The organism is Alteromonas sp. ABH4_456 (assembly GCF_056160645.1).
In genome coordinates this window covers 34,881-46,851 of the sequence record NZ_JBSWXO010000015.1, presented here as the reverse complement: position 1 = coordinate 46,851, position 11,971 = coordinate 34,881, and the positions used below count along the sequence as shown (strand labels likewise).

Below are 11,971 nucleotides of genomic sequence, written 5' to 3'. Positions count from 1 at the left end.
AGTGCCCGCTCAGCGGGCACTGAGTACAAGTTTGCCATTTACATTTCCCGTTTACCGGTCTTCCAACCGGTTGTAATCCAGCAAACCGCCGTCAACGGGATAACGGGCTTCTGACCATCTGATAAGCTCATCACTGAATGACCAGAATTCAGGGTCGGTGCGGCGTACCCCTACCCTGTCTAACAGACGCTGATAGTCACTTTCGTTTTTCACTTCGCTCAACTGTTTTACGACCTGCGGAATATCTGAGGCATTAACCTGCCAAAATACATCTGGATAACTGCCCAGAAAGCCCTGAACCAGGGTTAATGAATCGTTGGCGTGGTCACGGTTCTTATCTTCTTCAAACAAGCTGCTTACGTTAAAGTGTGCGCTATTTCTCAGTACAGTAAACACCTCGAAGTCTTCCGGTTTTTCGTCACTTCGCACCATAATCATGGTGATTTCCGGCATAATTGTGGCTTGCTGAGCAGGTAATTCGTCTATGGTAGCCAGCGCGGCAAGCTGCTCTTCGTTAAGTACATCACTGTGTAATCCGGTATTTTCCGGCTGAACGTGCTTGAGATAAGCAGCCAGAAGGCGGTACAACTCCCCTTTTGGCTTACCGGTGTCGTATTCAATCCCGGTGTCCTGCTCAAAGCTGTTGATATCGCCCTCGATGTAATCCGTCAGTTCCGGCCCGGCATGCTGATACCAGTCAGCTAACTGGGTACGGCGGGTTTCAGGCGGCAGTAATGTCAGGAAATTCGATTCCCCTTCCATTCGCAGGAAATCCATATAGAGCCTTGTCATCAACTGATGACCATAATTGCCATACACATCAAATCCGGCCACCAGCAAATAGTGGATACGCTCAAGCAGTGCGTAATCAATCACCCATGCGGTTTTCGGGGGGTTACCCACCATGCCTTTCACCACGGTGGCGTTGTCGAAATGACGAAATACGGTCAGACTGGCGTTAGTATTTTTGCTGTCGCCGGCCCAGACACTTTGTAAACTCAGGTGTTCACCCTGCTTAAACGCTTCATTAAGAAACGCCGTTCTGGCACGCATGTATTCGCCCTGGCGGCGGGCGTATTTCACCCAGCTTACCGCCAACGCAGTACTGTCTTTTTCTGCCGGCAGATGCAGATTTTCCCGTTGGGAGGCATAGAATTCATTAAGCTCTTCTGAAGCCGCGACTTCCGGATCGACAAAAAACACCCAGAAACGGTCATTGATGACATTCAATGCGACCTGGCCACGGCAGACCGGCCCTTTGATATATCCCATGATGGTATTTTGTGCCCGCTCCAGCATGAAACGGTACCGGCTTTTCACCGGTAACAAAGTGAAAGACGTGAGAGGGTTTGCCGCCACATCCGGCTTATAGGAAGGTAATGCCGGCACATCAAATTCCGCATCCACGAACCAGGCCTGCCATTTAGCCCGTAAATCGTCATCAATCACATACGGCTGATGGGTTTTGCTGACAATGGTTGAGAACACAGGCTGGAGCCTGTACCACACCCGCTCAACACCCGGATCGTCGAAGGGCCGGCGGGTTGCGATGACCGAAAGCGGTTTACCCGGCGGCGTGGCTGACCGCACAAGATTAAAAAACTGCGGCGTTTCGCCTTCGGGACTCAGGCCGTCAAAGTACAAATGGGTGGTGAACAGATGCTCATAAATATATCGCGCAGATAATTTCGCTTTGTTGTTATCTGCATTCAGCCACGTTTCCAGCTCCGATACTTTAACGACAGTCTTTTCGTCTAACGAAGGAGATTCAGGTAAAGGTGCATTGTGCTGCAGCCATCTTAGCAGTGTATGTTCTTCTTCAGCATTCAGGTTCGGTAACGCATAAGGCATGCCCCCAAGAGGCTGATCTGCAATATAACGCCCCATTTCATCAAGTGTCGGACATTGCTGCTCTCTGTTTAAGCTGATATCGAAACCGTCTCCCAGGTGGGTGGTATCAGGTTGCGGATTGGCCCGCTTTAATAACAGCATCTGTGCCAGAACAGAGGTTTGCGTTTCCTGCACAACGTCGCTGTCTTCATCAGGTAGAACAGAAAAGAAGCCACGCTTGCGCCAGGCGTCTTCAGAATGCGCATCGATAAATAACCGGTTCGGCTGTGCAGCAGTTAAGCGGGTACCTTCGTAAACCTTCTCTTTATTCGCTCCGCGGGCAATACCTTCCGGCGCTGTCATTTTCAGCTGGCAGGGAGCGTCATAACAAGCGTGACATACCACACAACGCTTCGTCAAAACCGGGCTGACCTCATGCTCAAAGAATTGTGCAGGTAAGGGTTCTGTCGCCACAACCGTATCAGGGTTATCAAAGAGTGGCGCTTCTGCTGCAGACCATTGCCAGATTGCCACACCGGCGATTAAAACAGCCAGCACCAATGCCGCCTTCCCCTTACTAAACCAATTCATACTTCGCTTCCCGTAATGCCCGGCGCATAGTCTACCACCCATTTACTCCTGCTCCATCTATCCATAGTGAAATCCTGTCAAAGGTTTAATATTCAGCCGCTGACCCGCAAACTCAAAGCCGGATGCATGGTGAGCGGTTAATCATGCTGTATACTGGCTGCAACACTATTATTTTATGCATTCGTCATGTCCCGGCCACTGACCTATTTATCTCATTACCCTCAACATCTTCAGGATCAGATCCGCCACCTCATCGACAATAATCAGTTGGGCGACTGGCTCCGCTCCCGTTACCCGTCCGTGCACAACATCAACAATGACCGTGATTTGCGTGAGTACGCCATTGACATAAAAAACCGGTACATGAAAAAAACTCAGCCTTTAAGCAAAGTCATTTACGACGGTAAAATTCATATCGTGAATCACGCGCTTGGGTTGCACTCCTATGTAGCGAGAAATCAGGGCGGGAAGCTGAAAAGTAAGAACGAACTGCGGGTCAGCGATTTATTCAAAAATACGCCTGAGCCCTTTTTGAACATGATTGTGGTGCACGAACTGGCTCACCTTAAAGAAAAAGATCATAACAAGGCGTTCTATCAGCTTTGCCGCCATATGCAGCCTGACTACCACCAGTTAGAGTTTGATGTAAGGGTTTATCTCACCGAAATGGACACTAACGGAAAAGTATTCTGATTAGGCTTTGTATATAAAAAAGGCCGCAAAGCAAAATGCAATGCGGCCTGAACTCATGTGGTCCTGTTATTTTTATCAGAACGTATACCGGGCACCGAGGGTATAACGCGGACCATATTGACGGGCGTAAAGGAATTGTTCCTCAAAGCGGCCGTAACCACGTTCAGTCTCGTTATTTACATTCACGCCTTCAACAAACACGGTGAAATGTTCGTTGAAATCGTAATTGATACTGAAGTCCCACTGACCGAAAGAGTCTGCCTGTGTTGGCGGTACATCAGATGAACCCTGTGCCTGCCCCATGCCCTGCAGATAGCCTGCACGCCATGCATAAGTCACTTTTACCGACAACGCTTCTTTTTCATAGAACATCTGGAAGTTAGCAGAATCACCGATACCCACCAGCGGGTTCTGACCGCTTTCGAGAATATAGGGGTCATACTTCACATCACCGTCGACCAGCGTACCGTTCACGCCCACACCGAAACCGGTGTCACCGAAAGTATGCTGAACGGCCAGTTCAATACCATCCACTGTGCGGGAATCCGGCAAATTTCGCGGCTTGGTCACACGCCACGTGATGAGTGGATCATCAGCGTTTGGCTCAACAACACCTTCTGCGTTAGCGTAGCCGTTATCCTGGAAATACTGGAAGATGGCACTGTCTGTGGCCTGCACACCATCAGCTTCAAGAGCCGCAACGGCTTCGTTCCACCGCGGTCCCTGGTAAATATCACGCAGCCCTTCGAAGGTCTGATCGCCCCCGGTGGTTTCGATATACTCACTCACCGTCTTGCGGAATAAGCCGACGGAGGCATAGCTGTCTTCGCTGTAATACCATTCCACTGACAAGTCGAGGTTTTGCGACTCGTAAGGTTTCAGGCTGGTGTTACCTTCAGAGGCGGTACGGGCACCAATTTTGGGGCTGCCGCTAAATGCACGACCACCTTGCAGCAAGCCAATAGGCGCACGGGTAATCGATTTACCCCAGGAGAAACGGGCAACCACGTCTTCTGTCACGTCCACTTTAATGTCGAACATGGGCAGCAGAATGTCATATTCACCGGTGAAATCCTGCAGGATAAGTTCCGACTGATATTCAGTGATCCACTCAGAGGGTGCGACCCAGTTTACCTGTGTGGGTACACGCACCTGCGCGGAACTGGGCACTTCAGTTTCTTCATAGCGCACACCGGCATTCACCTGCACATAGAAATCACCAATATCAAAATCCCACTCGGTTTGTACGTAAACAGAATCGGTGATCTCTTCAACAAAATTCACCGTTGGCGCATTAAAGAAAGGATCGATGGAGTAAACATTGCTGTCACCGGTCACGTCTGCCGTAAGGTAAGCCAGCTGCCGGGTGACCGCTTCGTCAAAGCTGTAGGTGTAAAAGTAATTCGGATTCAGCGCATCACCGCCGCCACTGAATGCATCCAGAAAATCACCGGTATCATGGCGGGTAAACATGCTGTCCGGGAAAATTTCAGTATAGGACGGGCTGAAGCCGGGTCCGCCACGTAAACCACCCCATGCGTCCGTTGCCCCCAACGACTGTTCGGTACGGGCATAACCGAAGTCGACTTTCACCAGCGGAATGCTGTCAAAAACCGAGTTGTACCAGGTACTGTCGATTTGTAGCTGTTCAATATCCGAACGGCCCTGATTGCGGGTAAACTGACTGAAGTTAGAATCAATTTCACCGGGCATCAGCTCGTTGGTGCCGTTATTCCAATTGATGTAATAACTGGGAATATCACCTTCCCGATAGTCATACACTTTGGAGATCAGCTGATCGGAGCCAAGAATGACCTGGCCACTGCCGCCCAACCCTTTGTCCTTGCCGTTATCAATCTGATTGTAGGAGTCGTGATAATCCACTGACACTTCCCAGTCATCGCTGATTTGCCACTCCAGATTCACACCCAGAGAACGGGCGTTCACTTCGGTGGTGTTACGGCTGGCTGTAGCAGAACCGTCGTCACCGGCAATATCGGCATACAATGCGGTGCCATTTTCATCCAGTTCATAAGCATTTATGTTAGGCCCGAAGTTATTCCAGATCCCCCAGCCAAAGCTGTTAGTGCCGGTGACGGCGTCTGATGCGGTGTAATCCAGGGTTGCGGTGAAATTATCGGTAGGACGAAACTGGAACGTGACCTGTGCATTGGTACGTTCACGCTGAACATCGGCAAAGCCAAAGTTCAGATCCTTAGGAAAGAATGCCGCATCGGTAATGACGGAACGGTTATCCACCACCATGGACGGATCCAGTTCGGGCAAATCCTCGTCAGGCACAAGCACCCAACCCTGGATGCTGGCAGATTGCTGACGGAAATCACGTTCCTGGTGAGATACCGAAATACCGATACCGAACATATCGTCAGCAAACGTGTTAGTGAACACGCCGGCTACTTCAGGCGTAATATCACTGCCTTCTTCGTTAGAGGTGTCCATAATGCCTTTAGCCGACACCGAGAACTGCTGACCGGGATTATCCATAGGACGCATGGTCAGAATATTCACCGTAGCACCTAAGCCACCACTGGGGTTTTCCGCCCGTGCAGTTTTCTGCAGTTCCAGGGTTTTTACCCCTTCCGATGACAGGTTCTGCAAATCATAAGAACGGGTAAAACCGGTGCCCGGCATCTGACGGCCATTCAGAGTAATAAGGTTAAATTCAGGGCCAAAACCACGCACAGTGATCTGACTACCCTCACCGTTTGCCCGGCTGATAGTTACGCCGGTGATACGCTGTAACGCTTCCGCCAGGTTAGTATCCGGGAATTTACCCAGTTCTTCAGCAGAAATGGCATCTACGACACCGCTTGAATTGCGCTTCAGGTCCTGAGAGCGCATCAGTGAGCCGCGAATCCCCTTAACCTGAATGACTTCCATGCTTTCGTCTGCAGCGGTTTCAGCTTCCTGTGCCTGCGCGCTGAACATGCTTGTTGTACCCAGTAACAAAGCCATTGATGTGGCGACCCGGGTCTTTTTAAATGTATTGTTTTTCATAGTTGACCTACTCATCATAATCAATTGTTCCGGCGAGCCGGTATAGCGTCGCCGGAGGCTTTGTTATTGCGCTGCAATTTCTGCATTATCGATGCGGTAAACCGCGCCGTCACCCTGTCCCCATGCCGGGAACACCATCACCACGTTGATGTCTGACACATCCAGACCAAGATCAGACAGCGTTTGCAGCGGGAAGGTATAGGTTTGCCATTCGCCGGCTACCGGATCGGCGCCTTCAAGGCTTTCCGACAGCGGCAACTCAACGGCAGTGGCAGCACCGGTAGATTCAATCTTAAATAGCCACGGGGCTGTGCTGTCAGCAGGCATGGAAGTCACTTTCATTTCAAAGCGGACAGCACCTGTGGTAAGAAGTGCTGAAGCATCGAAAGACACCTCTTCATCTGCCAGGAAGCCCATTACCGTCGGGGTACCGCCGATTCGGAATTCGGCTACGTCACCGTGGGCATCATCATCGGCTTCGATTGTCGGAGTAGAACCGCCACAGCAATCCCATATGCTCCACATATCCGCTGCGGTATCAGCGAACAGGGTTAAACCTGCAGCCGCACCGGCATCCGGGTGGTACAGTTTCATGTTGTCGATACGATATGCCGCACCTTCACCGGCACCCCAGGCTGGGAATACCATGATCACGTCAATGGCGCTAATATCCAGGCCACCGGCCTGCAGATCAGCTATAGGGAAAGTGTAGGTTTGCCACTCGCCTTCAACCGGCGCTTCCCCTTCCACACTTTCTGTGATGGGTAATTCAATGGCCGTAGAAGCACCGTTAGATTCCACCTTAAATAACCAGGCTGCAGAGGCATCGTTTGGCAAGCTCACAACACGCATATCGAACTGCAGCAGGCCGCCATCTGCCAGTGCAGTGGCGTCGAACGGGGTGTCACCGCCACCGTCAGCGGGACGGGTAATAAAGCCCATTACAGTAGGTTCGGCACCGATACGGAATTCAGCGGTCAGGCCGTGGGCATCGTCATCCATTTCTTCTGTGGGGGTTGAGCCGCCGCAGCAGTCCCACATAGGCCAGTTAGGGTTTGTAGCATCTTCAAAAATCACCAGTTCCGGGTAGCTGGATTCTGCAGAAATTTCCACGTTGGTCAGGCGGTAAGTTGCTCCGTCTCCCGCGCCCCAGGCAGGGAACACCATAATGACGTCAATGGCGCTCACATCCAGGCCAGCTTCATCGAGCATGGAAAGCGGAAATTCATAAGTTTCCCACACGCCCTCTTCCGGCGTATCGCCAGCAGATTCATTCGGGCCCGTGTAGCCGGTTGCCAGTGGAAACTCTACAGCGGTTGATCCTTCTGAGCTTTCAATTTTGAACAGCCAGGCAGCACTGGCATCAGAAGGCAGCGACGTGACTTTCAAATCAAACTTTACACTGCCGGTTTCCACCATAGGCGCACCGTCAAAAGGGGTTGCCTGACCGTTTGGATCGGTAATAAAGGTACTGCGACTGACGAACCCCATTACCGTTGGTGTTGCGCCAATAGAGAATTCGTAAACGTCACCTTTTTCGGCATCGTCGACGATGGCAGGCGTTGAGCCACCACAGCAGTCCCATGCTGGCCAGTTCGGATTATCGGTACCACCAAAGATGGTCAGGTTCTGTGCCACACCGCTGGAAGGTGGTGAAGGAATGGGCGCTTCACCTTCTACCAGAGCATCATCTGCAGAGTCATAGCCGGGGCGCACAGTTTCACAGCCTTTACCGGTATCCGGATTGGCTGAACATTGATAAACATGCACATAATCGATTTCGTAAGTTTGTCCTTCCGTGAAGGCTTCCGGGTCGATACCCAGCTCATTCACGTTGGATGGCCAGTCGCCGCCTACCGCCAAATTCAGGATCATGAAGAATTCCTGATCGAAAGGGGAATTGGTATAGTAGTTCTGCAATTCGCCGCTGGTTTGATCGAAATATTCGGTGTACCAGCCACGATGCGCCAGACCGGTCGCTTCGCCGTTGCTGTTGTAACGCACCGTTGACTTTCGCTGTGTGGCGTACAGGTAATCATCCATATACCAGCGAATTTCGCCTTCCTGCCATTCCACGGCATAAGTATGGAAATCGTCAGCTGGATTAGCGCCGTCCGGTAACTTATAGGCCTTACCACTGTATTTGTTATTCGGCCACTCACTGCCGTAATGCAGGGTACCGTGAATGTTTGCTTCCGGGTTACCGCCGGCGTCCATGGCTTTCAGATTAACCGCTTCCATGATGTCGATTTCACCACTTCGCGGCCAGCCACCATAAACAGAATCGGTAGGCATCATCCAGAATGCCGGCCAGCTTCCCTGACCAGAGGGCAGCTTTGCGCGCATTTCAAAACGGCCATATTTAAAGTCTGCTTTGTACTGTGTAACGAGTCGGGCTGATGTGTAAGGCTTCTCCGCCCCTTCTGCGGCGGGTAACGCGACAATTTTTAGCGTGCCGTCAGAGACAAATGCATTTTCAGGACTGTCGGTGTAGCACTGGGATTCGTTGTTGCCACCACCGGCGCAATTGACTTCATGAGTCCAGTTATTTCCGTCAATAGAAGACCCGTCAAAATCATCACTCCATACCAACTCCCAGTCTGTTACCGGTACCGTTGGCTCAACAATATTCACGTCCGTATTTGTAGTGGCGCCACCGCCACATCCCACAAGGGTTGTGACCGATATCGCGGCCGCCAGCCGCGACAATTGTAAAAATGTTTTAGTCATTGTGTTCAGCCCTGTTTTCAACTTCCGGCAAGCAGGCGTTGCCGGAAATTTGTTTTTAGTTTTCGTCCCGTCTGTGTGGTCGAATTAATTTTGTAAGCGCTTACAAATCTTCTCAAAAAGAAAGCACTGTTCAGTTGAGCGCGATTGAATTCCATTCCCGCCGACTATGAAAGCGCTTTCATTACATTACGACACGGTCAAATAAAGGTCAATGCCATTCTCATTTTTTTAACATTTTAGTCACCTTCGTGACAGATTGACTCACCGGTGCGCTATTGCGCGACTTTTAGCCAGTTTAACCTCGACACGGCCGGCAGGATTCTTTATATTGCGCGGCCTTGAATGCACTCACGTGTACCTCTTATTTTGTTTTCCGGGAATTTGTTGTGATCACCACCGCCAATATCACCATGCAGTTTGGCTCTGCGCCTTTGTTCGAAAATATCTCCGCTAAGTTCGGTAACGGCAATCGCTACGGCCTGATTGGCGCGAATGGCTGTGGTAAGTCAACCTTCATGAAAATTTTAAGCGGCAAGCTCACCCCTTCCGCCGGGAACGTATCACTCTCCCCGGGCACCAAGCTTGGGATCCTGAATCAGGATCAATTCTCCTTCGAAGAAATGTCGGTGGTTGATGCTGTGATCATGGGCGACAACGAACTGTGGGAAGTGAAGAAGGAACGTGACGAGATTTACAGCAAAGCAGACATGAGTGAAGAAGACGGTATGCGTGTTGCCGATCTGGAAACCCGTTTTGCTGAAATGGATGGTTATACCGCCGAAGCCCGTGCTGGAGATATCTTAATTGCTGCCGGCATTGAGGAAGACTATCACTTTGGTCTGATGAAGGAAGTCGCGCCGGGTAAAAAAGTTCGTGTTTTACTGGCACAGGCGTTATTTGCCGATCCGGATGTTCTGCTACTGGACGAACCGACTAACAACCTCGATATCTACACCATCAACTGGCTGGCTGAAGAGCTCAACAAGCGCAAGTCTACGATGATCATTATTTCTCACGATCGTCACTTCTTAAATTCCGTATGCACTCACATGGCCGATATTGATTACGGTGAATTGCGTATTTATCCCGGTAACTATGACGATTTCTCAGAAGCCGCTGCCGCTGCGCTGGAACAGCTCCATCATGAAAATGATAAGAAAAAGGCAGAAATTGAAGAGCTGCAAAGTTTCGTAGCCCGCTTCTCAGCTAACGCCTCAAAAGCTAAGCAGGCAACTTCACGGGCAAAGCGCCTTGAGAAAATTGAGCTGAACGAGATTAAAGCGTCCAGCCGCCGTAAGCCATACATCATTTTTAAACAGCACAAGAAGCTGCACCGTCTGGCGATTACTCTTGAAGATCTGGGGCACGGCTTCCCTGAATTGCCACTTTTCAGTAACGGTAATTTGCTTTTAGAAGCGGGAGCCCGCCTGGCCATTATCGGTGAAAACGGTGCCGGCAAAACCACCCTGCTGAAATGTCTGATCAACGAACTGGACGCCAATGAGGGCGTGGTAAAGTGGGCTGAAAACGCTGAAGTAGGTTACGTTCCTCAGGACAGCAACCGTGACTTTGCCAACGATCTGACTTTATTTGAATGGATGAGCCAGTGGCGCGGACCAAAGCATGATGATCTGCAGGTTAAAGCCATGCTGGGTCGTTTGCTGTTTACCTCTGATGATTTCAATAAGAAAGTGAGTGTTTGCTCCGGTGGTGAGAAAAACCGTCTGTTGTTTGGCAAGTTAATGCTGCAGGATATCAATGTACTGGTAATGGACGAGCCTACTAACCACCTTGATATGGAATCTATTGAGGCACTGAATAATGCTCTGGCAAACTACGACGGCACTGTAATTTTTGTCAGTCACGACCGTGAATTTGTCTCTTCACTGGCCACCCAGGTTATCGAAATTAAAGATCAGAAAATCAATCATTTCGAAGGTACCTACGAAGAGTTCCTTGCACACAGCGCTGCTGTTTAGTATTAAATTTAATAACTGAAAAGCGCTTATCACACAGTGGAAACTGTCGCCTTTTTCAACCTTGAACTATGCTTTGTATAAGGTGAAAAAGGTGATGGTGTATGTCTGTATCCAGAATATTCCCCAAGCAAATCGTTCCCATTCTGTCCGGCGGCGGTACACGGCTGCCTGCTCACATAGGTATATTACAGGCACTCGACGACCTTAACGTAAAACACAACACTATTGTGGGCGTATCCGGCGGCTCTATCATTGCGGCAATGTACGCACGGGGCTTCACAGTAACCGAAATGAAGCATCTGGCACTGAATACTGACTTCCGTCAGTTTGCTGATTTTTCTTTGTGGCGACTGTTACGTGAAGGCGGCCTGGCATCGGGAGATATTTTCGAACAATGGCTGGATGAGCAGCTCGACGGCGTCACCTTTTCAACCATCAACTATCCTTTACATATTCTGGCCACAGATGTGAACGGCGGCGGTCCGGCGCTGTTCAATGCAACAGAAACGCCGGATGTGAAAGTCTCCGCTGCAGTAAGGGCTTCCATGTCGATCCCCCTCATTTTTGCCTTCAAACAATTCGAAGATAAATTACTGGTGGACGGCGCGGTACTGTCTGAGGACGCACTGTTTCGTGACTGGCAGCAGGACGGCACACCTTCGGTCTGTTTCCGCCTGCAAAGCCGTCAGAAAAAAGAGAACCTCGGCAAGAAGAAAGCCCGTTTCGCCCTGCCCACTTATGTCATGCTGTTAATCCGTACTTTTATGTCGGCACTGGCAAGGGAGTACGTACACGCTGAATTCTGGCAGCGCACTATTTTGATTGATACCGGCGAGGTCTCCGCCGTGGACTTTGATGCCAACGGCGCTGACAAAGAAGCGCTATTCGAAACCGGCTACAACACGACAATGGCTTACCTGCCGGAAAAGTTAAAAAAGCAGTATTCCAGAATTAGCTGAGTTCCGGCTTGTTCAAATAAATCTAAGGTTTATTCAGGACGTTAAGGTGCAATACCCCGGCGCCCTTTATATCATCGCTGATATCTATAAATCCCCGGCAACGCTAATCCTGCTTCTATATATTTTTGAAAAACATTTGACTCTGGAGTTAACTCCAGGGTTTATAGTAAG

At 50.2% G+C, this 11,971-nt stretch carries 6 protein-coding genes; 3 read left to right on the top strand and 3 right to left on the bottom strand.

Going from position 1 to position 11,971, the window contains the following annotated elements; all coding sequences use genetic code 11:
* Positions 1-51 precede the first annotated feature (51 nt).
* Entirely contained in the window at positions 52-2,421 is a 2,370-nt protein-coding gene (locus ACXAG2_RS18600) for a fatty acid cis/trans isomerase (protein ID WP_474869450.1), read from the bottom strand.
* A 186-nt stretch (positions 2,422-2,607) separates the two neighbouring features.
* On the opposite strand from ACXAG2_RS18600, the gene ACXAG2_RS18595 reads away from it, so the two are divergent.
* On the top strand, positions 2,608-3,114 hold the full coding sequence (locus tag ACXAG2_RS18595) for a M48 metallopeptidase family protein (protein WP_474869447.1): 507 nt from the start codon (positions 2,608-2,610) through the stop codon (positions 3,112-3,114).
* Positions 3,115-3,189: 75 nt separating this feature from the next.
* On the opposite strand, the gene ACXAG2_RS18590 is transcribed toward ACXAG2_RS18595, so the two are convergent.
* Positions 3,190-6,132 (bottom strand): TonB-dependent receptor, encoded by a 2,943-nt coding sequence (locus ACXAG2_RS18590; RefSeq protein WP_474869444.1) that lies wholly within the window; start codon positions 6,130-6,132, stop codon positions 3,190-3,192.
* Between the two features lie 63 nt (positions 6,133-6,195).
* Positions 6,196-8,862 (bottom strand): family 16 glycosylhydrolase, encoded by a 2,667-nt coding sequence (locus tag ACXAG2_RS18585; RefSeq protein WP_474869442.1) that lies wholly within the window; start codon positions 8,860-8,862, stop codon positions 6,196-6,198.
* Positions 8,863-9,248: 386 nt separating this feature from the next.
* Between ACXAG2_RS18585 and ACXAG2_RS18580 the strand changes: the two genes are divergently transcribed.
* Positions 9,249-10,841, top strand: a complete 1,593-nt coding sequence (locus ACXAG2_RS18580) for an ABC-F family ATPase (RefSeq protein ID WP_474869439.1) — start codon at positions 9,249-9,251, stop codon at positions 10,839-10,841.
* Positions 10,842-10,942: 101 nt separating this feature from the next.
* Positions 10,943-11,800 carry a patatin-like phospholipase family protein gene (locus ACXAG2_RS18575; protein ID WP_349584674.1) on the top strand — a complete coding sequence of 286 codons (858 nt, stop codon included), beginning with the start codon at positions 10,943-10,945 and terminating at the stop codon, positions 11,798-11,800.
* The last annotated feature ends 171 nt before the right edge of the window (positions 11,801-11,971 follow it).

Excerpts from the sequence above, each read along its gene's own strand:
- ACXAG2_RS18585 (WP_474869442.1), bottom strand. The coding sequence starts at position 8,862 with ATGACTAAAACATTTTTACAATTGTCGCGGCTGGCGGCCGCGATATCG.
- ACXAG2_RS18575 (WP_349584674.1), top strand. The coding sequence starts at position 10,943 with ATGTCTGTATCCAGAATATTCCCCAAGCAAATCGTTCCCATTCTGTCC.
- ACXAG2_RS18595 (WP_474869447.1), top strand. The coding sequence starts at position 2,608 with ATGTCCCGGCCACTGACCTATTTATCTCATTACCCTCAACATCTTCAG.
- ACXAG2_RS18600 (WP_474869450.1), bottom strand. The coding sequence starts at position 2,421 with ATGAATTGGTTTAGTAAGGGGAAGGCGGCATTGGTGCTGGCTGTTTTA.
- ACXAG2_RS18590 (WP_474869444.1), bottom strand. The coding sequence starts at position 6,132 with ATGAAAAACAATACATTTAAAAAGACCCGGGTCGCCACATCAATGGCT.